This window comes from Micromonospora zamorensis (assembly GCF_900090275.1).
Lineage (GTDB): Bacteria > Actinomycetota > Actinomycetes > Mycobacteriales > Micromonosporaceae > Micromonospora > Micromonospora zamorensis.
In genome coordinates this window covers 7,031,060-7,055,800 of the sequence record NZ_LT607755.1, presented here as the reverse complement: position 1 = coordinate 7,055,800, position 24,741 = coordinate 7,031,060, and the positions used below count along the sequence as shown (strand labels likewise).

Here is a 24,741-nt window from a genome sequence, read left to right as displayed (position 1 = left end):
TCCTCTCCCATCAACGACGGTTTGTAGTAGGGGGTCTGGCGGTCGGCGCGTCGACTCCGGCCGCGGCACGGTCAGCCCTTGACCGCTCCGGCGGTCAGGCCGGAGACGATGTAGCGCTGGAGAAGCTGGAAGACCAGCACGGTGGGGATGGCGGTGAGCAGGGTGCCGGCCGCGAAGATCCCGAAGTTGTTGTTGCTCTGGTTGCCCTGCACCAGGCCGTACATCCCGACCGCGAGAGTCTTGGAGTCGCTGCTGGTGAGGAACACGTTGGCCATCAGGAACTCGTTGATCGTGCCGATGAAGGCCAACAGCCCGGCCACCGCCAGGATCGGCGCCACCAGCGGCAGCATGATCCGGAAGAAGACCTGGGCGTGCGACGCGCCGTCCATGGTCGCCGACTCGTCCAGCTCGCGCGGCAGCGTGTCGAAGAAGCCCTTCATCAGCCAGGTGTTCACCCCGAGCGCCCCACCCAGGTAGAGCAGCAGCAGGCCCCACGGGGTGTTGAAGCCGATCGACGGCCACAGGTCGGTGATCGTGCCGAAGATCAGGTAGATCGCCACGATCGCCAGGAACTGCGGGAACATCTGGATCAGCAGTAGTGAGAGCAGCCCGACCCGGCGGCCGCGGAACCGCATCCGCGAGAAGGCGTACGCGGCCAGCGCGGACAGGAACACCGACGCGAACGACGCCACCCCGGCGATCAGCAACGAGTTGAGGAACCACCGTCCGAAGGCGGTGCGATCGAACAGCTCGCCGAAGTTGTCCAGCGACACCCCGCCGGTGGGCACCAGCTCGGTGGTGGACAGCGTGCCGAGCGGGTTGAGCGCGGCGGACAGCACGAACAGGATCGGGAACAGGCTGAACAGCACGGCGAGCACGGCGACGACGTGCCGCCAGCCGACCTCGGCCAACCAGCGGCCACGCCGCCGACCGGTCCGGATGTGGTTGACCGTTGTCACCCGTACACCTCCTCCTGCTTGCGGGTCCGGCGGAAGCTGATCGCGGAGACCACCGCGACGATGGCGAAGATGAACAGCGAGATCGCGGCGGCGAAGCCGAACTGCGCGCCCTGCCCGCCGAAGGCGAGCCGGTAGGTGTACGTGATCAGCAGGTCGGTCGCGCCGTTGGCAGGGTTGTCGGCCGGGAAGGGCGCACCCTCGGTGGTCAGGTAGATCGCGTTGAAGTTGTTGAAGTTGAACGCGAACGACGAGATCAGCAGCGGCGACAGGGCGACCAGGAGCAGCGGCAGGGTGACCGCGCGGAAGGACTGCCAGGGCGACGCCCCGTCGACCGAGGTGGCCTCGGTGAGCTCACGCGGGATGGCCTGCAAGGCACCGGTGGCGACCAGGAACATGTACGGGTAGCCGAGCCAGAGCTGCACGAGGATGACGGCGAAGCGGGCCGTCCACTCCTGACCGAACCAGTCCACGTCCAGGCCGAACAGACTGTTGATCAGGCCGAAGTCGGCGTTGAACATGTCCCGCCAGGCGAGCAGCATCGCGAACGACGGCATGGCGTACGGCAGGACCAGCAGCACCCGGTAGAAGTTGGTGCCGCGCATCCGGGGCGAGTGCAGGACGAGCGCGATCAGCGTGCCGAGCAGGAACGTCCCACCGGTGGAGCCGATGGCGAAGGCGAAGTTCCAGACCAGGGTGCCGAGGAACGGCCCGGAGATGTTCTCGTCGGTGAGCACCCGGGTGAAGTTGTTCAGCCCGACGTTGACCTTCCAGCCCTGGGCCAGCCGCTCGCCGTCGGCGGCGACGAAAGCGCCCGCCTCCTCGTCGGCGGTCCAGGTCCGCCCGGTCTCGGTGTCCCGTACGCAGTCGCAGCCAGCCTCGTACGCCCGCACCGCCTTGCCCTCGTACGCCCGGGACAGGCCGCTGGAGCGCACCGCGCCACCGGCGGTCGGGACCACCAGGTCGGTGATCTCCTTGCTACGGGCGCTGGCCTGGCCGAAGGTCAGCACTGTGTAGCCGTCGGCGGCGGTGACCTTGCCGCCCGTGGCGACCGTGACGTCGGCGGCGTCGAGTTGGCGGAGCCCTCCGGTGTCGCCGACGGAGACCGCGCCGGTGCCGGGGTCGGTGACCAGGAAGACCAGCGGACCGGTGGCCGGGTCGCCCTTGGTGGCGATCGACAGGGCGTATTCGGCGGACCCCGGCACCTGGGTGACCGACGAGGTCTGGATCGCGACTACCGCGTCGTCCTTGCTGCCGCGGTGCCCGTCCCCGAAGTTCGTGAAGGCGGTGCTGGCGGTGTAGAGCACCGGGAAGACCTGGAAGGCGATCAGGAACAGGGTGCCCGGGACCAGGTACTTGGCCGGGACGTGCCGGCGGGTGAGGTACAGGTAGAACAGCCCGACCGTGGACGCCGCCAGCAGGGCGAGGCCGGTCCACATCTCGGCGGCGATGAGCGGGAAGGCCGCCCAGACCGCGATGCCGGCGGTCAGACCGAGCAGGAGCACCTTGCCGGCGAGCCCGGTCACGGTGATCGGGGCGTCGTCGCGCGAGCGCGTGGCACGTGGGCGCGGGGGTGGGGAGCCGGCGGGCTCCCGGCCCGGAGTCCGCGTGGCGGACTCCGGGCCGGACAGCGGCGTACTCATTACTTGATCTGGCCGGAAATGGTCTTGCCGGCGGTGGTGATGGTGCTGGTCGGGTCGGCCCCGCCGATGACGGCGGCCTCGGCCTTGCCGAACGGGTCCCAGATCGCGGCCATCGCCGGGATTGCCGGGAGGACCTGACCGTTCTTACCGGCCTCCTGGAACTTGGCCAGATCCGGGTCGTTGCCCTTGACCTGGTCGAGGGCGGCGGTCAGCGCCGGCGGCCGGGGCTCGGCGTTGTAGAGCGCGACGGCCAGCTCGGGCGTGGTGGTGTAGTTGGCCACGAACTCCTGGGCCAGCGCCTTGTTCTTGCCCTTGGCGGCGACGTAGAACGCCTGCACACCCACGAACGGCTGGGCCTCCTTGCCGCCGGCGAAGCCGGGGATGGCCGAGATGTCGTAGGAGATGTTGGCCTTCTTGACGTCGGCCACCGCCCACGGGCCGGAGACCAGGTACGCGCACTTCTTGCCGGTGAACGTGGAGATCGAGTTGGTGTCCGAGATGGAGCGCTTGAGCACACCCTCGCCCTTCTCGCCCAGCGCGCCGATCTTCTTGAAGGCCTCGATCGACTCGGGCTTGCCCACGCCCAGGTCCTTCGGGTCGTAGTCCCCGTTGGCCGCGGTGCCGAAGAGGTAACCGCCGGCGGAGCTGTAGAGCGGGTAGATGTGGTACGCGTCGCCGTTCTGGCCGACCTGGAGGCAGAGCGTCTCTGTGGCCTTCTTCGCCGCCTTGAGCTTCTTGCCGGAGGCGACCAGGTCCTCGATGGTCTTCGGCGCCTCGGGGGCCAGCTCGGTGTTGCGGATCAGCGCCAGGTTCTCCTGCGCGTACGGCACGCCGTAGAGCTGCCCGTTGAAGGTGACGGCCTTGACGGCGGTCTCGTTGAACGCGCTCTTCTGCTCGGCGGCGAGCTGCACGGGGTCGATGGCGCCGTTCTGCACGAGGTTGCCGATCCAGTCGTGCGCGCCGACCACCACGTCCGGGCCACTGCCCTGCTGGGAGGCGGTGACGAAGTTGGTCTGCAGGTCCTTGCTGACGGCCTGGACCTCGACGGTGACGCCGTTCTCCTGACCGAACTTCTCGGCGAACGGCTTGAGGGCGGCGGTGCGCTTGTCGTCCGCCCAGATCACCAGTTTGCCGCCGGCGGCCTTGGGGGTTTCCTTCGCGGCCGGCTCGTCGCTGTCGCCGCCACAGCCGGAGGCGGCGAGCGCCAGGGCGAAGAGGGCGACCACACCCGCGGTACGGATGCGCATCGGTACTCCTGTCGTCATGGCGGGTCCGCCGGGGGAAGGGCGGCCCGCCAGTGGGAACCTCTGGAAGTTCTTGCCATCCGGCGCAGGGATGCTGCGCCGCTGCTCTCGCATGTTGCGGGCACGTTAGCAAGAGGTTGCAAGTAATGGAAGCGCTTGCAAAGGACCCCGCAAGAACTTGCCGGTGGGCTAAAGTGCCGCCATGCGCGCTCGACTGTCCGACATCGCCCAGCAGGCCGAAGTGAGCGAGGCCACGGTGTCGCGGGTGCTCAACGACCGCCCCGGCGTGGCCCCGGAGACCCGGCAGGCCGTCCTGACCGCCCTCGACGTGCTCGGCTACGAGCGCCCGGCCCGACTGCGCAAACGCAGCGCCGGGCTGGTCGGCCTGGTGGTGCCGGAGCTGGACAACCCGATCTTCCCCGCCTTCGCCCAGGTCATCGAGTCGACCCTGGCACAGAGCGGTTTCACGCCGGTGCTCTGCACCCAGAGCGCCGGCGGGGTGACCGAGGACGAGTACGTGGAGATGCTGCTGGACCGGCAGGTCTCCGGGATCGCCTTCGTCTCCGGCCTGCACGCCGACACCGCCGCCAACCACGACCGCTACCGGGCACTGCTCGCCCGACCGTTGCCGGTCGTGATGATCAACGGGTACGTGCCGGGCATCGGCGCACCCTTCGTCTCCTGCGACGACCGGGAGGCGGCCGAGCTGGCCGTCGCCCACCTGGTCGCGCTCGGGCACCGGCGGATCGGTCTGATCACCGGCCCGGACCGGTTCGTTCCCGTGCAGCGCAAGGTGGCCGGTTGGCGCTCGGCGATGACGCGCCTGGCCGGTGTCGCCGAATCGGATCTGGGCCCCCTGGCCGAGCTGTCGTTGTTCGGTGTGGAGGGTGGCGAGGCGGCGGCCGGTCGACTGCTCGACCGTGGTGTCACCGGCGTCGTCTGCGGCTCCGACCTGATGGCTCTCGGAGCGGTCCGGGCGGCCCGCCAACGTGGCCTCAGCGTGCCCGGCGATCTCTCCGTGGTCGGCTACGACGACTCACCGCTGATGGCCTTCACCGACCCGCCGCTGACCACCATGCGGCAGCCGGTCATCGCGATGGCGGTCGCCGCCGTCCGGGCCCTGGTCGACGAGATCAACGGGCACGGCGCCCCGCACTCGGAGTACCTGTTCCGCCCGGAGCTGGTGGTGCGCGGCTCCACCGCAGTCGTTCCGACTTCCGCACGACTGTCTTACGCAAGATCTGCTTGACTCTTGCAAGGGCGGGCCGGCATATTGCTCGGATGATCAGCACCACCACCCCGCCGCACGCCACCGAGGACGACTGGTGGCGCTCCGCGGTCGTCTACCAGGTGTACGTCCGCAGCTTCGCCGACAGTGACGGCGACGGTGTCGGTGACCTTCAGGGCATCCGGCAACGCCTGCCGTACCTGCGCGACCTCGGGGTGGACGCGCTCTGGCTGACCCCGTTCTACACCTCCCCGATGATCGACGGCGGGTACGACGTCGCCGACTACCGCGACGTCGACCCGATGTTCGGCACCCTCGCCGACTTCGACGCGATGATCACCGACGCGCACGCCCTCGACCTGCGGATCATCGTCGACCTGGTGCCCAACCACACCTCCAGCGCGCACCGCTGGTTCACCGCCGCCCTCGCCGCCGGCCCCGGCTCGCCGGAGCGGGCCCGCTACCTCTTCGCCGACGGCCGGGGCCCGCACGGCGAGCTGCCTCCGAACGACTGGGAGAGCATCTTCGGCGGCGCGGCCTGGACCCGGACCGCCGACGGTCAGTGGTACCTGCACCTGTTCGACCCGGCCCAACCGGACCTGAACTGGCGCCACCCGGAGGTCCGCGCCGAGTTCGAGGACGTGCTGCGGTTCTGGCTGGACCGGGGCGTGGACGGGTTCCGCGTCGACGTGGCACACGGCATGATCAAGGCGGACGGGCTGCCGGACGTCGGCTTCAGCACGATGACCACCGGCCAGCGCCAGGTCGAACTGCTCGGAAAGGGCCGGCTGCCCTACTTCGACCAGGACGAGGTGCACGAGATCTACCGTGCCTGGCGGCCCATCCTGGACAGCTACCCAGGCGGTCGGATGGCGGTCGCCGAGGCGTGGGCCGAGACCCCGCAACGGCTCGCCCGCTACGTCGGCCCGGACGAGCTGCACCAGGCGTTCAGCTTCGACTTCCTCGACGCCACCTGGACGGCCGACTCGTTCCGCAAGGTGATCGACACCGCGTTGACCGAGTCGACGGTGGTCGGCGCACCGACCACCTGGGTGCTCTCCAACCACGACAAGCAGCGACACGTCACCCGCTACGGCGACGGCGTCGAGGGGTTGCGCCGAGCCCGCGCCGCCAGCCTGCTGATGCTCGCCCTGCCCGGCAGCGCCTACCTCTACCAGGGTGAGGAACTGGGCCTGCCCGAGGTCCTCGACCTTCCCGACGAGCTGCGCCAGGACCCCGCGTTCCTGCGCACCGGCGAGAGCCGCGACGGCTGCCGGGTGCCACTCCCGTGGAGCGGCGACCTGGCCCCGTACGGCTTCGGACCGGCCGGCAGCGAGGCGAGCTGGCTGCCCACCCCCGCCACCTGGCGGGCCCTCTCCGTCGACGCGCAGAGCGGCGTACCCGGCTCGACGCTGGAGCTGTACCGGGCCGCGCTGCGAATCCGCCGCGACCACCCGGCGCTGGCTGTCGACGCCAGCGGGGTCACCTGGCTGGAGAGCGGGCCGGACGTGCTCGCCTTCTCCCGCACCGCCGGCGAAACCGTGCTGACCTGCGTGGTCAACCTCAGCGGCGCGCCGGTCCTGATCGACGGGTACGGTCAGCCGCTCGTCGCCAGCGACACGCTCACCGAGCAGGGCTCCGGTCACCTGCTGCCGGTCGACGCGGCAGCCTGGTTGGAACGGCGCTGAGCGGGTAACTCGTTTTCGACCTGGTCGTCCGTCGTGCCCCGCGCCAACGGGCGACTGGGCTACCAACCCCTTGTGGTGGGGGGTGAGGTGGCGCTGGCGCCACGCGGAGTCCGCTCCGCGTGGCGCCGGTGTCCGTCCGGGCCCGGCGTGTTCACCGCCGCCGCCGTGGGTACCGGAAACCCATGGGCGTACGGATTGCGCAGTGCACACTAGACGTCGAGGACATTGACCTGATGGTGTCGTTCTGGTCGGCGGCCCTCGGCTACGACATCGAGCAGGGCGACGACGGCAGCGCCAAGCTGTGGCCCCCGGGCGGCCCGTCCGCCACGGCGCCCACCCTCTGGTTGCAGGGCTCCGGCACCGGCAAGCGGGGCAAGAACCGTCTGCACCTCGATCTGGTCGCCGACACCGACCCGCAGACCGAGGTACGGCGCCTGATCGACCTCGGCGCGCGCCATGTCGACATCGGTCAGACCGGATCCGAACAGTTCACGGTGCTCGCCGACCCCGAGGGCAACGAGTTCTGCGTGCTGGACTCCGCACCGACCCGCTGACCGTCTCCCGGGAGTCGCCGCGACCCGCTGACCGTTCCCGGGGTCACTTCGCGGTGAGCAGCGCCGCGATCCGGGTGAAGCCGGCGCGCACCTCGGCCTCGTCCGGCGGCTCCACGGGTTCGCCGTGCCCCGCCTCGTCGGCGGCGGCGTCCAACTCCTCGTCGATCACGTCCTCGAAGTCACCGTAGAGGTCGGCCCCCTCCACCTGGCGGGCCTCGTCCTCGGCGGCGACCTGCGCAGCGGCGATCTCACTGCGGATCTCGTCGGCCGACAGCGCCGGCAGCAGCGGCTCCACCACGGCCATCAGCTGCTCCTCGGCCACCACCGCCTCGGCCAGCGCCAACGCGTGCGGCCGCTCGTACGGCCCGCAGACCACCGGCTCCCACTCGTCGAGGTCACCGAGCGGACCGAAGGTGATGATCCACGGCAGGCCGAGAAGCGGTGAGTCCGCCGGCAGGTCCAGTGTCATGAGTGCGCCCACCGGCTCATCATGGTCCGCAAACGCGAGCCACGACGCCTTTCGGCTCAGTTACCGCCCGTCCGGCGGTCGATCAGCGGCCGGTCAGCCGGGGCGGGCGGCATCCAGGGCGGCACGGACCAGAGCGAGCGCGGTGGCCGGCGCCACGCCGAGCCGAGCCGCCTCGGCCGCGTACCCGGCCGCCGCCCGCTGCAACCGGTCGACGGCGTCGTCCCGGCCAGGGGCGACGAAGGTGCCGTTGCGCCCCCGGGTCTCCAGCAGCCCGGCCACCTCCAACTCCCGGTACGCCCGGGCCACCGTGTTCGCGGCCAGCCTCAGGTCGGCGGCGAGCTGCCGGACGGTGGGCAGGCGGCTGCCGACCGGCAACCGGCCGTCGCCGATCAGCTCGGCGAGCTGCCCGCGTACCTGCTCGTACGGCGGCACCGACGAGTCCGGGTCGACCGAGATCAGCACGTGGGCACCTTCCGTCATCAGCCCCCACCGCCCGGCGTACCGGGGTCGGTGTCCTCGTCGGCCGGTTTGGGCGGGGCTGCGGCCTCCGCCAGGTCCACCACCCGCCCGTTCGAACTGGTCGCGAGCAGCGCCGCACCGAACAACACCAGCTGATTGAGCAGGTAGAGGTAGAGCAGCAGACCAACGGCGCCAGCAACCACGGTGTACGCCGGATTCCGCTCGGTACGCACCACGTAGTAGCGCCCGACCGTGTTCAACAGCGTGATGCCGATCGCCACCAGCAGCACCACCGGACGAAGCCGGGACCGGCTCATCCGCAGCCGGGGCACCGCGAGGAGCAGCGCGGTGGCGAGCACCGCGTTGACCAGCACGCTGAGCACCGCGCTGATCGTGGTCAGACCGACCGACCCGGTGCTGCGCAGCAGGAACCGCAGCACCGACTCCAACGCGTCCACCGCCGCGACCGAGACGCCGAGCAGCACGAAGATGCCGATCATCACGCCCAGGTCGACCAGCCGCCGGATCACCAGGTTGCCCGGCTGCTGGTTGAGTGAGTACATCAACCGCTGCGAGGACCGGATCGCCTCCACCCAGCCGATCCCGGTGAAGACCAGGATGACCAGGCCGACCACCCCGACCGTGCCGCTGGAGTTGGCGATCTGCTGGGCGTCCAGGAACGGCAGATTCTCCTTGAGGAAGTCGGCCGCCGCAGCGCTGACATCGTCGTTGTCCTCAAGGATCGCGCCGAAGATGGAGTACGCGACCAGGGCGAGAGCGAACACCGCGAAGAAGCCGTAGTAGGCGATAGCTGCGGCCAACCGCCCGGCCAGCACCTCGGCGTACAGGGTGCCGGCCCGCCAGACGTGGTCGAAGAGGCCCGACCGGCGGCGCGCGGCGCTCACCCAGCGGTCGATGCCCGCCTCGATGCGGCCGATCACGTTCACGCGATCATCCTCGCCGATCTCCCACCGCCGTCGTGGCAACCGGCTCCCGAAGCTCACCGATCGGCGCGTCGCCGACGGTTCAGTCGCCGAGGCGGAAGTCCCGACGCGGCTGCCACCGGGCCTCCCCGCTGTGCGAGAAGAGGGTGAACGCGTCGACCTCGAACATCGCGGAGAAGTCGGCCAGGTCCTCGTACACCTTGTCCAGGGCCTCCGGCGGCACGTCCTGCGCCACGGTGACGTGCGGATGGTACGGGAAGCGCGCCTGACGCTGCAGACCTGGTGCCGCGGCGATCGCGGCGGCCAGCAGTTCGCACTCGCTGATCCCTGCGGCCACCGCGACGAACACCACCTGGGTGACCGGACGGAACGTGCCGGTGCCCCGCAGGTGCAGCGCGAACGGCAGGTGCCCGGCGGCGACGGCGGCCAGGTGCCGCTCGACAGCGGGCAGGTTGGCCGTCTGGATCTCGGTGGGCCCGAGCAACGTCACGTGCGCGGGCACCGCGAGCGGGTCGCCGGCCTCGACGCGCCGCCGGGTGAGCTGGGCACCCCACGGCTCGGGAATGTCCACCGCGATGCCGATCTGGATGGTGTCGCCGGTCGGCGAAACCCCGCCACTGCGATCCACGCTTCGCGCCGCCCCTCCGGCCACCGACCCGTCCACCTGTCCCGCGAGCTACTCGCCACGAACGGGCGGGAAGAACCCCACCCGCTCGTACGCGGACCGCAGGGTCGTCGCGGCCACCGCGCGGGCCTTCTCCGCGCCGCTGGCGAGCAGCTTGTCCAGCTGTGCCGGGTCGTCGAGGTAGCCGCGGGTGCGCTCCTGGATGGGGCGGACGAAGTCCGTGACGACCTCGGCCAACTCCTTCTTCAGGTCGCCGTAGCCGCGGCCCGCGAAAGCGGCCACCAGCTCGTCGATGCTCCGACCGCTCAGCGCCGAGTGGATGGTCAGCAGGTTGGACACACCCGGCTTGGTCTCGGTGTCGAAGACGATCTCGCGACCGGTGTCGGTGACCGCCGACTTGATCTTCTTGGCGGATCGGGCCGGGTCTTCCAGAAGGTCGATGATGCCGGCCGGCGAGGACGACGACTTGGACATCTTCGCCGTCGGGTCCTGAAGGTCGGTGATCTTGGCGGTGTCCTTCACGATGTGCGGCGCCGGGATCGTGAACGTCTGGCCGAACAACGAGTTGAACCGCTGGGCAAGGTCCCGGGAAAGCTCCAGGTGCTGCCGCTGGTCCTCACCGACCGGCACCGCGTTGGCCTGGTAGAGCAGGATGTCGGCGGCCTGCAGGATCGGGTAGGTGAACAGCCCGACGCTGGACCTGTCGTTGCCGTGCTTCTGCGACTTGTCCTTGAACTGGGTCATCCGACTGGCCTCACCGAAGCCGGTGATGCAGCCGAGCACCCAGGCCAGCTGCGGGTGCTCGGGCACCTGCGACTGCACGAACAGGGTGCTGCGATCCGGGTCGAGCCCGACCGCGAAGAGCTGGGCGGCGGCCACCCGGGTCCGTTGGCGCAGCAGCGCCGGGTCGTGCCCCGCGGTGATGGCGTGCAGGTCCACCACGCAGTAGAACGCGTCGTGGGTCTCCTGGAGAGCCACCCAGTGCCGTACCGCGCCCAGGTAGTTGCCGAGGTGGAACGAGTCGGCCGTCGGCTGGATACCGGAGAAGACGCGGGGGCGGGCGGGAACGTCGGACATGGCGATAATTCTGTCAGCAACCAACCGGGTCCGTCATGACGGGCCGGCGGGTCGGCCGCGGCCCGCCGATGTCGGGCTGCTGACCTCGCGTGGTTCGCCCGCGCCGACCCGGCGCGTCGGCCCGACCGCGACCCGGCGCTGCTGTCCGCCCACGGCCTCCCGCGCCGGCCCGGAGCCGCCGCCCCGAGCCGCCACGCTGTCCGGCTCGTGGCGCTGCCCGGCGCCCGTCTGGTGGCGTTGCCCGCTGTCGGGCTCTTGGCGTTGCTCGGCTGGGTGGACGGCGGAGACCGCGAGCCGGGCCACCCTGCGGCCGTCCAACGCGAGCACCCGCAGCAGGCAGCCGCCCGTCGTGCCAACCGGGTCGGGCGCGTCGCCCTCGTCGGGTTCACCGGGCACCGGGACCTCGTCGCCGTCCACCGGAAGCCGGCCCAACGCGGCCATCACGAACCCACCAACCGTCTCGTACGGGCCGGCGGGCAGTGCCACCCCGGTCCGTTCGGCGAAGTCGGCGAGGTTGAGACGGCCGTCCACCACGGCGGGCAGGCCGGCGCGCACCGGGTCCGGCGTGGCGTCGTACTCGTCGTGGATCTCGCCGATCAGCTCCTCGATGAGGTCCTCCAGGGTGACGATCCCGGCGGTGCCGCCGTACTCGTCGACCACCACGGCCAGGTGCTGGCCCTCTCGACGCATCTCGGTCAGTGCGGGCAGTACCCGCTTGCTGCCGGGGAGCCGCTTCACCTCCCGGGCCAGCTGACCGACGGTGACGCACGGGTCGGCGTCCGGGCGCAGCAGCACGTCACGGAGGTGCACGAAGCCGACCACGTCGTCGTGGGTGCCGTCGGTGACCGGGTAACGGGTGTGCGTCTCGGCGCGGACCAACCGGGCGGCCTCGGCGATGGTCAGCCGCGCCGGGAGGAAGACCACCTCGGTGCGCGGCATCATCACCTCGCGGATCAGGCTGGCACCGGCGACCAGGACCTCGTCGATGATGTGCCGCTCGTCCGGGTCGAGCACCGTGTTCGCAGCGACCAGGTCCCGCAGTTCGGCTTCGGAGATGCGCTCCCGGCCGGCTGCCGGGCCCGCCCCGAGCAGATCGGTGACGAGTCGGGTGGCACCATCGGCGGCGCGGACCAGCACCCGGGCGACGGCCCGGGCGAGCGGCCCGGGGTCGCGGCGGGGCGGCACCCGCACGCGTCGCCGGAGCCCGGTACGGGCCGCTTCCCGCATGACAGAGATGGTAGACACCGTTGGCCCGTCGCACCGGGGGATCACGCGGCGCGGACCACAGATGTTCGGCTCTGTTTAATCGTGAGAGATTATGATGGGATGGGGATGAGGACGGCGTCGGCGACGGTGCCGGCCGTCGTCTTAGGGTGATCACGAAGGGCCACGTCCCGGGCGGGCCAGGCAGGAGGCAACGACGTGAAACTGCTCGTCACCGGGGGCGCCGGCTTCATCGGCAGCGTGGTGACCCGGATGCTGCTCGACGCGGGCCACCAGGTCGTCGTCCTGGACGACCTGCGCACCGGTTACCGCGAGGCGCTCGCGCCGGACGCTACCCACGTGCAGGCGTCCATCCACGACGCCGCCCGCATCGTCACCCCGGACGCCGGCTTCGACGGGGTGCTGCACTTCGCCGCCCTGATCGCGGCCGGGGAGTCGATGGTCAAGCCGGAGCTGTACTGGCAGAACAACACCGTCGGCACGCTCGCCCTGATCGACGCGGTCCGGGCCGCCGGGGTGCCCCGGATGGTCTTCTCCTCCACCGCCGCCGTCTACGGCAACCCCACCGAGCTGCCCATCGGCGAAACCGCGGTCAAGGCGCCCACCAACACGTACGGCGCCACCAAGCTCGCCGCCGACATGGCGCTCACCTCGGAGGCCGTCGCACACGGGCTGGCCGCCGTCTCGCTGCGCTACTTCAACGTGGCCGGCGCCCACCTCGACGGTGACGTCTCGCTCGGCGAGCGGCACGACCCGGAGACACACCTCATTCCGATCGCGTTGGAGGTTGCCGCCGGCCGGCGGGAGAAGCTCCAGCTCTTCGGCGACGACTACCCCACCGTCGACGGCACCTGCGTCCGCGACTACATCCACGTCGCCGACCTCGCCCGGGCACACCTGTTGGCGTTGGGCGCCGCCACAGCGAGCCAGCACCGCATCTACAACCTCGGCAACGGCAACGGCTTCAGCAACCGCCAGGTGGTCGACGTGGTCCGCGAGGTCACCGGGCAACCCGTACCGGTCGAGGTCGCGCCGCGCCGCGAGGGCGACCCCGCCGAGCTGGTCGCCTCCTCCGCGCTGGCCCGCGACGAGCTGGGCTGGGTGCCCGAGAAGCCGACCCTGCACGACATGGTCGGCGACGCCTGGGCGTTCTACCGCGCGCACGTCCTGGAGCAGTCATGACCAACCCCACCGGCGACGTCGCCGAGCGGGCCTCCGAGGGTTTCACCAAGCAGTACGGCGGCAAGGCCACCGGCCGCTGGGCGGCTCCCGGTCGGGTCAACCTGATCGGCGAGCACACCGACTACAACGAAGGGTTCGTGCTGCCCTTCGCGCTGCCGCTGCGGACGGTGGTCGCCGCCGACCGACAGGACGGCGACCAGTGGACGGTCTGGTCCGAGCTGTCCGGCGAGACGATCACCTTTGGCGCGGACGACATCGCCGAGCCGGGTCGGGTGACCGGCTGGGGCGCGTACGTCGCCGGGGTGGTCTGGGCGCTCCGCGAGGCCGGCCACCCGGTGCCGGGTGCCCGGCTGGCGATCGCCTCGGACGTGCCGCTGGGCTCCGGTCTCTCCTCCTCGGCCGCGCTGGAGTCGGCCGTGCTGGCCGCGCTGCTCGACCTCGGCGGGCTGGAGCTCTCCCCCGAGCTGCAACCCCGGCTGGCGCAGCGGGCGGAGAACGTCTACGTGGGCGCGCCGACCGGCATCATGGACCAGTCTGCGGTGATCCGCTGCCGCGCCGGGCACGCCCTCTTCCTGGACTGCCGAGACGAGTCGGTCGAGCAGATTCCCTTCGACCTGGACGCGGCCGGGCTGGCGGTGCTGGTCATCGACAGTCGCGCGCCGCACCGGCACGCCGACGGTGAGTACGCTGCCCGCCGCCGCTCCTGCGAGGCGGGGGCCAGCGCACTCGGGGTCACCGCGCTGCGGGACGTGGGCGTCGACCAGCTCGACACCGCGCTGGCCCAACTCGACGACGAGGAGACCCGGCGACGGGTCCGACACGTGGTCACCGAGGACCAGCGCGTACTGGACACGGTGGCGCTGCTCCGCGCCGCCCGGGTCCGCGACATCGGCCCGCTGCTCACGGCGTCGCACGTCTCGATGCGCGACGACTTCGAGATCACCGTGCCGGAGATCGACACCGCGGTCGAGGCGGCGTTGGCGGCCGGCGCGTTGGGTGCCCGGATGACCGGCGGCGGCTTCGGCGGCTGCGTTCTCGCCCTGGTCGAGGCCGACCGAGCCGACGAGGTCGCCGCAGCCGTCACGGCCGCGTACGCCGAGCGCGGTTTCACCGCCCCCGGCACCCTGACGGTCGTCCCCGCCCCCGGAGCAACCCGCCTCCCCTAACCACCCCACCCCCACCCCACCCCACCCCCACCCCACCCCACTCCCACCCACCCCGCCGGGGTTGATCAAGAGGTTTGCGTCAGTCCGAGCCCGGATTCTGACGCAAACCTCTTGATCACCGGACGGGGTGGACAGGGGGTGGGGTGGAGTGGGGTCGGGTCGGGTCGGGTCGGGGTTCGGTTAGCTGGCTTCGACGATCATGGCGGCGCCCACCGTGCGGTTGGTCGTCTCGTCGATGATGACGAAGCCCCCGGTGGTGCGGTTACGCCGGTATTCGTCGGCCAGCAGCGGCACCGTCGTCCGCAGCCGCACCCGACCGATCTCGTTGAGCCGCAGCTCGTCGGCCGACTCGTCACGGTGCAGCGAGTTGATGTCCAACCGGTAGTGCAGCCCGCGCACGATCGCCCGCGCCGACCGGGTGGTGTGCTTGATCGCGTACCGGGCGCCGACCCGCAGCGGTGCCGTCTCGTCCATCCAGCAGACCATCGCCTCGATGTCCTGGGCCACCGCCGGCGCGTTGTTCGGGCGGCAGATCAGGTCACCCCGCGAGATGTCGATCTCGTCGGCCAGTCGTACCGTCACCGACATCGGCGGGAATGCCTCCGCGACCGGCCCGTCGGCGGTCTCCACCGCGGCGATCCGGCTGGTGAAGCCGGACGGCAGCACCATCACCTCGTCACCCGGCTTGAGCACGCCGGAGGCGACCTGACCGGCGTAACCGCGGTAGTCGGTGACAGTTGTCGACTGCGGGCGGATCACGTACTGCACGGGGAACCGGACGTCGACCAGGTTGCGGTCGCTCGCGATGTGCACCCGCTCAAGGTGGTGCAGCAGCGACGGGCCTTCGTACCAGGGCATGTTCTCCGAGCGGGCGACGATGTTGTCGCCGCGCAACGCGGAGATCGGCACCACTGTCAGGTCCGGCGCGTCGAGCTTCGCGGCGAACGCGGTGAACTCGTCGGCGATCCGCTCGTAGACCTCCTGCGACCAGTCCACCAGGTCCATCTTGTTGACACAGAGGACCAGGTGCGGCACCCGCAGCAGCGAGCACAGGAACGCGTGCCGGCGGGACTGCTCGACCAGGCCCTTGCGCGCGTCCACCAGGATCAACGCCAGGTCGGCGGTGGACGCCCCGGTGACCATGTTGCGGGTGTACTGGATGTGCCCCGGGGTGTCGGCGATGATGAACTTGCGGCGCGGGGTGGCGAAGTACCGGTATGCCACGTCGATCGTGATGCCCTGCTCCCGCTCGGCGCGCAGACCGTCGGTGAGCAGGGCCAGGTTGGTGTATTCGTCGCCACGGGCCGCGCTGACCGCCTCGACCGCCGCCAGCTGGTCGGTGAAGAGCGACTTGGTGTCGTAGAGGAGCCGGCCGATCAGGGTCGACTTCCCGTCGTCCACGCTGCCGGCGGTGGCGAACCGCAGCAGGTCCATAGCCCGGGCCTCCGGCACGGGCCCGGTAACAGCCCGGGTCTCCGCATTCGCGGACGCCACGATCTCGGTGCTCATCAGAAGTAGCCCTCCCGCTTGCGGTCCTCCATGGCGGCCTCGCTCACCCGGTCGTCACCACGGGTCGCGCCGCGCTCGGTGATCCGGGTGGCCGCCACCTCCTCGATGACCTTCTCCACGGTGTCCGCGTCGGATCGGACCGCGGCGGTGCAGGAGGCGTCGCCCACGGTGCGATAGCGCACCTGCGCCTTGAACCGCTCCTCGCCCGCCCGGGGCCGGAAGAACTCGTTGACCGCGTAGAACATGCCGTCCCGCTCGATCACCTCACGCTCGTGCGCGTAGTAGATCGAGGGCAGTGGGATGCGTTCCCGGGCGATGTAGTGCCAGACGTCCAGCTCGGTCCAGTTGGACAGCGGGAAGATCCGAATCGACTCGCCGGGGTGGTGGCGGCCGTTGTACAGCGACCACAACTCCGGTCGCTGGTTCTTCGGGTCCCACTGGCCGAACTCGTCGCGGAAGCTGAAGACCCGCTCCTTCGCCCGGGCCTTCTCCTCGTCGCGGCGGGCGCCACCGAACAGGGCGTCGAAGCGGTGCTTCTCCACCGCGTCGAGCAGCACCGGTGTCTGGATCCGGTTGCGCATGCCGTCGCCGGACTCGCGGACCATGCCGCTCGCCAGGGCCTCCGGCACGCTCGCAATTACGAGCTGCAACCCCAGCTCGGCGACCCGCTGGTCGCGGTATTCGAGGACCTCGGGGAAGTTGTGCCCGGTGTCGACGTGCATGACGGGGAAGGGGATGTTGGCCGGGGCGAACGCCTTCTGCGCCAAGCGCAGCATGACGATCGAGTCCTTGCCGCCGGAGAAGAGCAGCACCGGGCGTTCCATCTCGGCCACGACCTCGCGCATCACGAAGATGCTCTCCGCCTCCAGGGCGTCCAGGTGGGAGACCCGGTACGCCGCGGGGGTGGTCATGACTCCGGCTCGATTCGCTCGCTCATCCGATTTCCAGACCTTTCCGGTCGGGCATGTCAAGAAAGTGCGCTCAGGCTACCCGGAATGTTTCTGCAGCGCTGCAAGCAACCGGGTGGCGAGATCCTTGCGGCAGACCAGGAGGTCCGGCAGGCGCGGATCCGCCTCGTTGTATCTCAGCGCAGATCCGTCGATCCGGGAAGCGTGCAGTCCGGTGGCCGTCGCCACAGCCACCGGGGCAGCCGAGTCCCACTCGTACTGCCCACCGGCGTGGATGTACGCGTCCACCTCGCCGGTGACGACGGCGGCGATCTTCGCTCCGGCCGAACCCATCGGCACCAGGTGCGCCCCGACGTCCTCGGCCAGGTCGGTGAGGAAGACCGGCGGCCGGCTCCGGCTCGCCGCGAGGCGGATCTTCCGCTCGCCGGCCGTCGCGGCCTCCACCGTCATCGGCGGGTACGCCGGCGGGTAGTCAGTGCCCAGCACCCGGTGCTGCGCCGGCAGCCCCACGGCCCCGGCGACCAGCCCGTGCGGGCTCGGCGCGCGACGCGCCCAGAGCGCCACGTGCACCGCCCAGTCCGAGCGGCCCTCCTCGGAGAACTCCCGGGTGCCGTCCAACGGGTCGATGATCCACACCCGGTCCGCGGTCAACCGCGACACCGCTCCGGTGTTCACCTCCGCCGCCCAGGCCAACCGCGAGCCCTCGTCCTCCTCGGAGAGCACCGCGTCACCCGGCCGCCACTTCGCCAACTCCGTGCGGATCAGGTCGTGCGACACCTTGTCCCCGGCCGACTTCAGCGCACCGGCGTCGGCGAAACCCATCTCCGTCCGCAGGTCGAGCAACGCCTGCCCGGCCCGGGACGCCAACCATCGGGCGAACGCGCCATCGATCATCGGAGGACTCGTCATCTGTCCGCTCCCGTCGCCTCGCCGCGACCCGTGCCCGCACGGACCGATTCGCCGCGACCCGCGTCGCCGGTCGCGGCACGCCGAAAGGCGCAGACTACCGGCCCGCCGTTTCCGATCCGGTACGCCCCGCCCGGCCAGAGACCGTCGGGAAGTCTCTAACTGCCGTGGTAGAGGTTCTGCGTCGGCTCCACGCCCTTGACGATCACCGACTCCACCACGTCGGCGGCCCGGTCCACCAGGAAATCCACTTCCTTGCGCTCTGCCGCGCCAAAATCCGACAGTACGTAATCCGCCGGATCCTGCCGCCCCGGCGGTCGACCGACGCCGAACCGCACCCGGACGTAGTCCTTCGTGCCCAACGACTTCGACATCGAACGCAGGCCGTTGTGCCCGCCCTCACCGCCGCCGAACTTGATCCGCACCTGACCGAACTCGATGTCCAGCTCGTCGTGCACCGCGATCACCTGCGTCGTCGGCACCTTGTAGAACTGGGCCAGAGCCGCCACCGGCCCACCCGACAGGTTCATGTATGTCAGTGGCTTGACCAGCACCAGCTTCGGTCCACCGAACCCCAGCCGCGCCTCGGCCACCTCGGCCACCGCCCGCTTGTGCCGCCCGAACCGCGCGCCGACCCGCCCGGCCAGCAGGTCAGCCACCATGAACCCGACGTTGTGCCGGTTCCCGGCGTACTCCCGACCGGGGTTGCCCAGGCCGACCACCAACCACGGCCACGCCTCGTCCGTCACGACCCTGTCCCTCCCGACGTCCATCCCACCGACTCCCGATACGCCGACAGGCGCCCCCGAACATCCGGGGACGCCTGCCGCACAGTACGAACCGATCAGGCCTCGGTGCGCGCCTCGGTGGTCTCGGAGCCCTCGGCAGCGGTGTCCGCGCCCTCGGAGCCCTCGGTGGTCTCGCCGACCTCGGCCTCGGCCTCGTCGGTGGCAACCTCGACCTCGGGCAGCGTCGCCTCGAGCTGCTCGGCGGTGGGGGCGGCGGTGATCGACGCGACGGTCAGGTCCGAGTCGACGGCCAGCTCGACGCCGGTCGGCAGCTTGACGTCACCGGCGGTCACCAGGGTGCCCGCCTCCAGGCCGTCGATCGACGCCTCGAGGTGATCCGGAACCTTGGTGGCGTCGGCGGTCACCGAGAGGGTGTCGTGGTCGTGCACGATCAGGGTGTCCCGTGCGGCCTCGCCGGTCAGCTGGACCGGAACGTCGACGGTGACCTGCTCGCCCCGGCGAACCAGGATCAGGTCGACGTGCTCGAAGGTGTCACGGATCGGGTCCCGCTGGATCGCCTTCGGCAGCGCGAGCACCTGGGTGCCGTCGGTGATGTCGATCGCGAAGAGCTGGTTGGCACCGCCCTTGCGGATCGCGGCGGCGAACTCCCGGGACGGCAGCGCGATGTGCTTGGGCTTCTCGCCGTGGCCGTACAGCACGGCGGGCACCTTGCCGGCCCGGCGGGTACGGCGGGCACCACCCTTGCCGAACTCGGTGCGGGGCTCGGCGCTGATCTTTACCTCGGACACGGGGAAACTCCTGATGCTTTTCGCTGCGGCGGCTTGTCGTCTTGCGGTGCTGGGGCGAGGGGCTCGCTGGGGCTCATGCGTCATGAACGACTGCCCGGAGCACCGCGTCGATGACGGTGCCTCCGTGCGGCGCTTTTCAGCGGCCCGCCGGGCACCCTCGCCGTGGCAACCGCACCAGTCTACCCGAGCTGTTTCCAGGGTTTCCGGCAGTCCCCGTTCACGGCTCCAGACCGGCGCGCCGGTGGTGCTCCCACCAGCGCGCCGGCCCCGTTTCCACCAGTTTGACAGCCCCGCCCCCACCGGCGCGGCGAGTGGCGGAAACGGGGCTCACCGACGCGCGATGCTCAGCTCAGGCCGCCGAAGAGGGTCGTCACCGAGCCGTCGTCGAAGACCTCCCGGATCGCCCGCGCCAGCAGGGGCGCGATCGACAGCACGGTCAGCTTGTCCAACTGCTTCTCCGGAGGAAGCGGCAGGGTGTTGGTCACCACGATCTCGCTGATCGAGCTGTTCTTCAGCCGCTCCGTGGCCGGGTCGGACAGCAGCGCGTGGGTGGACGCGACCACGATCTCCGCCGCCCCCGACTCCTTCAGGATGTCGGCGGCCTTGGCGATCGTGCCACCGGTGTCGATCATGTCGTCGACGATCAGGCAGACTCGGCCCTCGACCTCGCCGACCACCCGGTTCGCCACGACCTGGTTCGGCTTCATCGGGTCACGGGTCTTGTGGATGAACGCCAGCGGGCAACCGCCCAACCGGTCGGTCCAGCGCTCGGCCACCCGCACCCGGCCCGAGTCCGGGGCCACCACGGTCATCGGCCGGCCGGCGTACTTGTGCTCCACGTACTCGGCCAGGATGTCCATGGCGAAGAGGTGGTCCACCGGGCCGTCGAAGAAGCCCTGGATCTGCGCGGTGTGCAGGTCGACGGTGAGGATGCGGTTCGCGCCCGCGGTCTTCAGCAGGTCCGCCACCAGCCGGGCCGAGATCGGCTCCCGACCCCGGTGCTTCTTGTCCTGCCGCGCGTACGGGTAGAACGGCAGCACCACGGTGATCCGCTTGGCCGACCCCCGCTTCAGCGCGTCCACCATGATCAGGGTTTCCATGACCCAGGTGTTCACCCCGTGCGTGACGGACTGCACCACGAAGGCGTCCGAACCACGCACCGAGTCCTTGAACCGTACGAAGATCTCGCCGTTGGCGAACTCGTACGCGTCGGCCGGGGTCGGCGCGACGCCGAGCACCTCGCCGATCTCCTTGGCCAACTCCGGAAAGCCACGTCCGGAAAAGAGCATCAGGCTTTTGCGGTTTTCGGCGACGATGCTGCCCATGGGCCCGTCTGCTCCCGTTTTGTCGGCGGTACCCGACCCGGTGGTGGTGGGTCGGGGACTATTCGGTTGCAGTATCTCCCGTGCCGGATGCGCCGCCCACCGTCTCGGTCACCCCGTGGATTGCCTCACTGTCGCTTGCGGTGCCGGGTGTCACGACGCACCCTTCCCGTCGCCGTTCGGCTGCGGACCCTTCGCGTCCTGGGCGCGCTGCGCCGCCTCGGCCGCAGCCGTGCCGGCGCGGCGCTTCACGACCCAGCCCTCGATGTTGCGCTGACGTGCGCGCGCCACACCCATCGCGCCCGCCGGGACGTCGTCGACGATCACCGAGCCGGCGGCGGTGTACGCCCCGTCACCGACCTCGACCGGCGCCACGAACATGTTGTCCGCACCGGTGCGCGCGTGGCTGCCGATCACGGTCCGGTACTTGTTGACGCCGTCGTAGTTCACGAAGACCGACGCGGCGCCGATGTTGGTCTGCTCGCCGATCGTCGCGTCGCCCACGTAGGTCAGGTGCGGCACCTTCGAGCCGGCGCCGATCTGCGAGTTCTTCACCTCGACGAACGTGCCGACCTTCGCCTTCTCGGCCAGCCGGGCCGCCGGCCGCAGGTACGCGTACGGCCCGACGCTCGCGCCCGCGCCGATCTCGGCGCCGACGGCGTGGCTGCGGACCACCGACGCGTCGGGGCCCACGATCGTGTCGACCAGCGTGACGTCCGGCCCGATCAATGCGCCCTCGCCGACCACGGTGCCGCCGCGCAGCTGGGTGTTCTGGTCGACCACCGCGTCGCGGTCCAGAGCCACCGTCACGTCGATCCAGGTGGTCGCCGGGTCGAGCAGGCTCACCCCGGTACGCATCCACGCCTCGTTGACCCGGTCGCGCAGCAGCCGGCGCAGCGTCGCCAGCTCCACCCGGTCGTTGCAGCCCAACGTCTCGACGTGGTCGTCGGCCACGTGCACCGCGACGGGCTCACCGACCGAGCGGAGCAGGCCGAAGACGTCGGTTAGGTATTCCTCGCCCTGGTCATTGTCGGTGGAGAGTTTGCTCAGCGCGTCGCGCAGCCGTACTGCGTCGAACGCGTAGATGCCGGCGTTGATCTCCCGGATCGCACGCTGCGTCGCGTCGGCGTCGCGCTCCTCGACGATCTGCTCCAGGCGGCCGTCGGCGTCCCGGACGATCCGACCGAGCCCGGTCGGGTCGGGCACCTCGGCGGCCAGCACTGTGGCTGCCGCGGCGGCCTGCTCGTGCGCGGTCACCAGCGCGCCCACCGTCTCGGGTCGCAGCAGTGGCACGTCCCCGTTGATCACCACGACGGTGCCGGCGCCGTCCGGGACGGCGTCCAGGGCGATCCGCACGGCGTGCCCGGTGCCGAGTTGCTCGGCCTGGAGCACCGGCGTGGCGTCCGGGGCGACCTCGCCCAGGTGGGCCCGGACCTGGTCGGCGCCGTGCCCCACCACGACGACGGTGCGGTCCGCGGCCAGCGGCGCGGCGGCGCTCAGCACGTGACCGAGCAGCGTCCGACCGAGCAGCGGGTGCAGCACCTTGGGCAGTGTCGACTTCATCCGCTTGCCCTCACCGGCGGCGAGAACGACGACGGTACGAAGGTGGGGCTGGGGCACGACGTGGCTCCCGTCGGGACGGCGGACACTCTCGCGGTCATGCTAACCGCGAGGCCCGGCCTGTCTTCCTCTTACCCCCACCGGCCCTTGAACAGGACGTAGATGGGCAGCTCGGCCGCCAGGGTTCGAACCTGAAATACGGGTACCAAAGACCCGGGTGTTGCCAATTACACCACGGCCGATCAGCGACGCGAGCAGGTCGCATCAGGGGGATGAACATCCCGCCGCTACACCTTAGCGTCCCTGCCGTCGGACGCCATCGCTCATCCCGCCGCAGAGCGGGAGCGACGCGGGAGCGCGGGGCGAGAGCCTGCGACGGGGGCCCGCTGATCAACCCGGTTCCCAGGATGTCGGGGATTCGCGGGTGCCGGGACAGCGCACGTCGAGTCGCGTCAGTGGACGACGCTGCCCCCACTTGCGCCGACGGCACCTGACCTGCGGCTTTCGACGGCCATGTGAGGAGCTTTCGAACTTCCTCGTGCGATCTACGGTGCCGTAAGTTACGGTGACGTAGGCGTAGCTTTGTGATCGTAACCATCCCCCTGCGAGGTCCCATGTCCACTGCTCTGCTCGATCCCAACACCGCCGGATCCGGCCCCAAGCCACTCACCGACGGCAGCCAGTCCACCGGCATCCTGGCCGCCCTCTGGGCTTTCGTGGTGATCCCCTTCGTCGCCCTGCTGGTCGCCGTGCCGGTGGCCTGGGGCGGTTGGCTGGGCTGGACCGACGTGGTCATCGGCCTGGTCTGGTATGTCGTCTCCGGGCTCGGCATCACCGTCGGCTTCCACCGCTACTTCACCCACGGCTCGTTCAAGGCCAAGCGGTGGCTGCGGGTGTCGCTGGCGGTCGCCGGTTCCCTGGCGGTGCAGGGCGAGATCATCCAGTGGGTCGCCGACCACCGCCGACACCACGCGTTCTCCGACATGGAGGGCGACCCGCACTCGCCGTGGCGCTTCGGCACCAGCTTCTGGGCGCTGACCCGAGGCCTGTTCCACGCACACGTGGGCTGGCTGTTCCGCCGGGAGCTGTCCAACCGTGCACGCTTCGCTCCGGACCTCATCGCCGACCGCGACATCAGCCGGGTCGACAAGCTCTTCCCTGCGCTGGTGGCCGTCTCGCTGCTCGGCCCCGCGCTGATCGGCGGCCTGGTGACCTGGTCGTGGCAGGGCGCGCTGACCGCGTTCTTCTGGGCCGGGCTGGTCCGGATCGGTCTGCTGCACCACGTCACGTGGGCGATCAACTCGGTCTGCCACGTCTACGGCGAGCGCCCGTTCGCGATGCGCCAGGGCGACCGCGCATCCAACTTCTGGCCGCTGGCGATCCTGTCGTTCGGCGAGAGCTGGCACAACCTGCACCACGCCGACCCGACCAGCGCCCGGCACGGTGTCCTGCGGGGCCAGGTGGACATCTCCGCCCGGGTGATCTGGCTGTTCGAGAAGGTCGGCGCCGCGACGCAGGTGCGCTGGCCAAAGCCGGAGCGCCTCGCCGCGAAGCTGGTGAAGCCGGTCGCACCCCACTAAAACCGGGCGGTGCTCCGACATGCCGCCTGGCAGGATGGCCGGGTGACCGAGCCACGCGGGGGGACCGGACGGCTCGGCAGACGGGGAGCCGGGCCCGATCCGGGTACGGTCGGACGGCGCGGCAGGGCGGTCGCACCGCCCGACAGTGAGGCGACGACGTGAACGGGCACAGCGGAGGCACCATTCCACGGCAGGGCGTCACCGAGCGCCAGCGAGGCGGCGACATGCCCGAGGTCAGTGACGGCGATGCCGGTGCCGGCGGCCGACGGGTGACGCCGCCGGCCCCGGCCGCGGCACCCAAGGCCAAACCCGCCTCCCGGGTCCGCATGTCGGCGGCCCAGCGGCGGGAGCAGTTGATCGCGACCGGCCGGCAGCTCTTCGCCGAGCGCGGGTTCGACGCCACCTCGATCGAGGAGGTGGCGGCCCGCGCCAAGGTCTCCAAGCCGGTGGTATACGAGCACTTCGGCGGCAAGGAAGGCCTCTACGCGGTCGTGGTGGACCGCGAGGTCCGCGCCCTGCTGGACCGGATCACCACGGCGTTGACCGCCGGGCACCCCCGAGAGCTCCTGGAGCAGGCGGCGTTGGCCCTGCTGGGCTACATCGAGGAGGACGCCAGCGGCTTCCGGGTGCTGGTCCGCGAGTCGCCGCTGATGGCCGGCACTGCCAACTTCAGCAGCGTGATGAACGACGTGGCCCACCAGGTCGAGCACATCCTGGGCGCCGAGTTCAAGAGCCGGGGGTACGACCCGAAGCTCGCCGAGCTGTACTCGCAGGCGCTGGTCGGCATGGTGGCACTGACCGGGCGCTGGTGGCTGGAGGTCCGCAAGCCGCGCAAGGAGACAGTGGCGGCGCACCTGGTCAACCTGGCCTGGAACGGGTTGTCGCACCTGGAGGCGAAGCCGACGCTGATCACCAGCCGGCGCCCCTCAGCCCGATGAACGGCCGGCGCCGTTGAGCCCG

At 70.6% G+C, this 24,741-nt stretch carries 21 protein-coding genes, 1 tRNA gene and 2 pseudogenes; 7 read left to right on the top strand and 17 right to left on the bottom strand.

The features are described 5' to 3' along the window. Positions 1 to 71: 71 nt before the first annotated feature. Genes GA0070619_RS31925 through GA0070619_RS31915 form a run of 3 tightly spaced genes read right to left on the bottom strand, consistent with a single transcriptional unit; the run spans position 72 to position 3,846 of the window. The gene (locus tag GA0070619_RS31925) at positions 72 to 959 is read right to left on the bottom strand and encodes a sugar ABC transporter permease (RefSeq protein WP_088951442.1); all 888 of its coding nucleotides are present in this window, start codon (positions 957 to 959) and stop codon (positions 72 to 74) included. Next, complete coding sequence (locus GA0070619_RS31920) at positions 956 to 2,599, bottom strand: ABC transporter permease subunit (protein ID WP_088951441.1); 1,644 nt, start codon at positions 2,597 to 2,599, stop codon at positions 956 to 958. The genes GA0070619_RS31925 and GA0070619_RS31920 overlap by 4 nt, the downstream gene beginning before the upstream one ends. Beyond that, on the bottom strand, positions 2,599 to 3,846 hold the full coding sequence (locus GA0070619_RS31915) for a sugar ABC transporter substrate-binding protein (protein ID WP_088951440.1): 1,248 nt from the start codon (positions 3,844 to 3,846) through the stop codon (positions 2,599 to 2,601). The genes GA0070619_RS31920 and GA0070619_RS31915 overlap by 1 nt, the downstream gene beginning before the upstream one ends. A gap of 199 nt (positions 3,847 to 4,045) precedes the next feature. Here GA0070619_RS31915 and GA0070619_RS31910 point away from each other — a divergent pair, with 199 nt between their 5' ends. The 3 genes from GA0070619_RS31910 to GA0070619_RS31900 all read left to right on the top strand — a co-directional run bounded on the left by GA0070619_RS31910 (position 4,046) and on the right by GA0070619_RS31900 (position 7,313). Then, positions 4,046 to 5,092: a LacI family DNA-binding transcriptional regulator gene (locus GA0070619_RS31910; protein WP_088951439.1), complete on the top strand. Its 1,047-nt coding sequence runs from the start codon at positions 4,046 to 4,048 to the stop codon at positions 5,090 to 5,092. Positions 5,093 to 5,124: 32 nt separating this feature from the next. Further along, entirely contained in the window at positions 5,125 to 6,759 is a 1,635-nt protein-coding gene (locus tag GA0070619_RS31905; RefSeq protein ID WP_088951438.1) for a glycoside hydrolase family 13 protein, read from the top strand. A gap of 182 nt (positions 6,760 to 6,941) precedes the next feature. Then, positions 6,942 to 7,313 carry a VOC family protein gene (locus tag GA0070619_RS31900; protein ID WP_088951437.1) on the top strand — a complete coding sequence of 124 codons (372 nt, stop codon included), beginning with the start codon at positions 6,942 to 6,944 and terminating at the stop codon, positions 7,311 to 7,313. Between the two features lie 43 nt (positions 7,314 to 7,356). Here the strand turns inward: GA0070619_RS31900 and GA0070619_RS31895 are convergent, their stop codons facing one another. The 6 genes and pseudogenes from GA0070619_RS31895 to GA0070619_RS31870 form a co-directional block, all read right to left on the bottom strand. Beyond that, positions 7,357 to 7,794 carry a hypothetical protein gene (locus GA0070619_RS31895; RefSeq protein ID WP_030486628.1) on the bottom strand — a complete coding sequence of 146 codons (438 nt, stop codon included), beginning with the start codon at positions 7,792 to 7,794 and terminating at the stop codon, positions 7,357 to 7,359. 81 nt (positions 7,795 to 7,875) lie between these two features. Continuing rightward, a complete protein-coding gene (locus GA0070619_RS31890) occupies positions 7,876 to 8,262 on the bottom strand; it encodes a GntR family transcriptional regulator (protein ID WP_088951436.1) in 387 nt (128 codons plus the stop codon). Then, a complete protein-coding gene (locus GA0070619_RS31885; RefSeq protein ID WP_088951435.1) occupies positions 8,262 to 9,188 on the bottom strand; it encodes a YhjD/YihY/BrkB family envelope integrity protein in 927 nt (308 codons plus the stop codon). The genes GA0070619_RS31890 and GA0070619_RS31885 overlap by 1 nt, the downstream gene beginning before the upstream one ends. Positions 9,189 to 9,267: 79 nt before the next feature. Further along, positions 9,268 to 9,837: a 2'-5' RNA ligase family protein gene (locus GA0070619_RS31880; RefSeq protein ID WP_172862155.1), complete on the bottom strand. Its 570-nt coding sequence runs from the start codon at positions 9,835 to 9,837 to the stop codon at positions 9,268 to 9,270. A gap of 24 nt (positions 9,838 to 9,861) precedes the next feature. Then, entirely contained in the window at positions 9,862 to 10,887 is a 1,026-nt protein-coding gene (gene trpS / locus GA0070619_RS31875) for a tryptophan--tRNA ligase (protein ID WP_088951433.1), read from the bottom strand. A gap of 216 nt (positions 10,888 to 11,103) precedes the next feature. After that, a pseudogene (locus tag GA0070619_RS31870) lies at positions 11,104 to 12,114 on the bottom strand (hemolysin family protein); the annotation flags it as partial. Positions 12,115 to 12,363: 249 nt separating this feature from the next. On the opposite strand from GA0070619_RS31870, the gene galE reads away from it, so the two are divergent. Both galE and galK read left to right on the top strand, forming a co-directional pair. After that, positions 12,364 to 13,293 carry a UDP-glucose 4-epimerase GalE gene (gene galE / locus GA0070619_RS31865; RefSeq protein ID WP_231927529.1) on the top strand — a complete coding sequence of 310 codons (930 nt, stop codon included), beginning with the start codon at positions 12,364 to 12,366 and terminating at the stop codon, positions 13,291 to 13,293. After that, positions 13,290 to 14,459 (top strand): galactokinase, encoded by a 1,170-nt coding sequence (gene galK / locus GA0070619_RS31860; RefSeq protein WP_088951431.1) that lies wholly within the window; start codon positions 13,290 to 13,292, stop codon positions 14,457 to 14,459. Before galE ends, galK begins: the two co-directional genes overlap by 4 nt. A gap of 180 nt (positions 14,460 to 14,639) precedes the next feature. Here galK and GA0070619_RS31855 read toward each other — a convergent pair whose 3' ends face one another. The 8 genes and pseudogenes from GA0070619_RS31855 to GA0070619_RS31820 form a co-directional block, all read right to left on the bottom strand. Beyond that, positions 14,640 to 15,968: a sulfate adenylyltransferase subunit 1 gene (locus tag GA0070619_RS31855; protein WP_088951430.1), complete on the bottom strand. Its 1,329-nt coding sequence runs from the start codon at positions 15,966 to 15,968 to the stop codon at positions 14,640 to 14,642. Further along, positions 15,968 to 16,879: a sulfate adenylyltransferase subunit CysD gene (gene cysD, locus GA0070619_RS31850; protein WP_088951429.1), complete on the bottom strand. Its 912-nt coding sequence runs from the start codon at positions 16,877 to 16,879 to the stop codon at positions 15,968 to 15,970. Before cysD ends, GA0070619_RS31855 begins: the two co-directional genes overlap by 1 nt. 75 nt (positions 16,880 to 16,954) lie before the next feature. Next, complete coding sequence (locus GA0070619_RS31845; RefSeq protein ID WP_088951428.1) at positions 16,955 to 17,785, bottom strand: inositol monophosphatase family protein; 831 nt, start codon at positions 17,783 to 17,785, stop codon at positions 16,955 to 16,957. A gap of 155 nt (positions 17,786 to 17,940) precedes the next feature. Next, positions 17,941 to 18,555, bottom strand: a complete 615-nt coding sequence (gene pth / locus GA0070619_RS31840) for an aminoacyl-tRNA hydrolase (protein ID WP_371408316.1) — start codon at positions 18,553 to 18,555, stop codon at positions 17,941 to 17,943. 71 nt (positions 18,556 to 18,626) lie between these two features. After that, complete coding sequence (locus tag GA0070619_RS31835) at positions 18,627 to 19,319, bottom strand: 50S ribosomal protein L25/general stress protein Ctc (RefSeq protein WP_088951426.1); 693 nt, start codon at positions 19,317 to 19,319, stop codon at positions 18,627 to 18,629. 344 nt (positions 19,320 to 19,663) lie between these two features. Then, on the bottom strand, positions 19,664 to 20,644 hold the full coding sequence (locus GA0070619_RS31830) for a ribose-phosphate diphosphokinase (protein ID WP_030329105.1): 981 nt from the start codon (positions 20,642 to 20,644) through the stop codon (positions 19,664 to 19,666). A gap of 58 nt (positions 20,645 to 20,702) precedes the next feature. Further along, positions 20,703 to 22,204 (bottom strand): annotated as a pseudogene (gene glmU / locus GA0070619_RS31825) (bifunctional UDP-N-acetylglucosamine diphosphorylase/glucosamine-1-phosphate N-acetyltransferase GlmU). Positions 22,205 to 22,371: 167 nt separating this feature from the next. Continuing rightward, positions 22,372 to 22,443: transfer RNA gene (locus GA0070619_RS31820), tRNA-Gln, on the bottom strand. Between the two features lie 372 nt (positions 22,444 to 22,815). Between GA0070619_RS31820 and GA0070619_RS31815 the strand changes: the two genes are divergently transcribed. Together GA0070619_RS31815 and GA0070619_RS31810 are read left to right on the top strand one after the other, a co-directional pair. Continuing rightward, entirely contained in the window at positions 22,816 to 23,781 is a 966-nt protein-coding gene (locus GA0070619_RS31815; protein WP_088951424.1) for an acyl-CoA desaturase, read from the top strand. 224 nt (positions 23,782 to 24,005) lie between these two features. Beyond that, positions 24,006 to 24,719: a TetR/AcrR family transcriptional regulator gene (locus GA0070619_RS31810; RefSeq protein WP_088952186.1), complete on the top strand. Its 714-nt coding sequence runs from the start codon at positions 24,006 to 24,008 to the stop codon at positions 24,717 to 24,719. The last annotated feature ends 22 nt before the right edge of the window (positions 24,720 to 24,741 follow it).

Coding starts and splice junctions, on each gene's coding strand:
- GA0070619_RS31920 (WP_088951441.1), bottom strand. CDS start 2,599: ATGAGTACGCCGCTGTCCGGCCCGGAGTCCGCCACGCGGACTCCGGGC.
- GA0070619_RS31915 (WP_088951440.1), bottom strand. CDS start 3,846: ATGCGCATCCGTACCGCGGGTGTGGTCGCCCTCTTCGCCCTGGCGCTC.
- GA0070619_RS31910 (WP_088951439.1), top strand. CDS start 4,046: ATGCGCGCTCGACTGTCCGACATCGCCCAGCAGGCCGAAGTGAGCGAG.
- GA0070619_RS31905 (WP_088951438.1), top strand. CDS start 5,125: ATGATCAGCACCACCACCCCGCCGCACGCCACCGAGGACGACTGGTGG.
- GA0070619_RS31900 (WP_088951437.1), top strand. CDS start 6,942: ATGGGCGTACGGATTGCGCAGTGCACACTAGACGTCGAGGACATTGAC.
- GA0070619_RS31890 (WP_088951436.1), bottom strand. CDS start 8,262: ATGACGGAAGGTGCCCACGTGCTGATCTCGGTCGACCCGGACTCGTCG.
- trpS (WP_088951433.1), bottom strand. CDS start 10,887: ATGTCCGACGTTCCCGCCCGCCCCCGCGTCTTCTCCGGTATCCAGCCG.
- galE (WP_231927529.1), top strand. CDS start 12,364: ATGCTGCTCGACGCGGGCCACCAGGTCGTCGTCCTGGACGACCTGCGC.
- galK (WP_088951431.1), top strand. CDS start 13,290: ATGACCAACCCCACCGGCGACGTCGCCGAGCGGGCCTCCGAGGGTTTC.
- GA0070619_RS31855 (WP_088951430.1), bottom strand. CDS start 15,968: ATGAGCACCGAGATCGTGGCGTCCGCGAATGCGGAGACCCGGGCTGTT.
- cysD (WP_088951429.1), bottom strand. CDS start 16,879: ATGACCACCCCCGCGGCGTACCGGGTCTCCCACCTGGACGCCCTGGAG.
- GA0070619_RS31845 (WP_088951428.1), bottom strand. CDS start 17,785: ATGACGAGTCCTCCGATGATCGATGGCGCGTTCGCCCGATGGTTGGCG.
- pth (WP_371408316.1), bottom strand. CDS start 18,555: ATGGACGTCGGGAGGGACAGGGTCGTGACGGACGAGGCGTGGCCGTGG.
- GA0070619_RS31830 (WP_030329105.1), bottom strand. CDS start 20,644: ATGGGCAGCATCGTCGCCGAAAACCGCAAAAGCCTGATGCTCTTTTCC.
- GA0070619_RS31815 (WP_088951424.1), top strand. CDS start 22,816: ATGTCCACTGCTCTGCTCGATCCCAACACCGCCGGATCCGGCCCCAAG.
- GA0070619_RS31810 (WP_088952186.1), top strand. CDS start 24,006: ATGCCCGAGGTCAGTGACGGCGATGCCGGTGCCGGCGGCCGACGGGTG.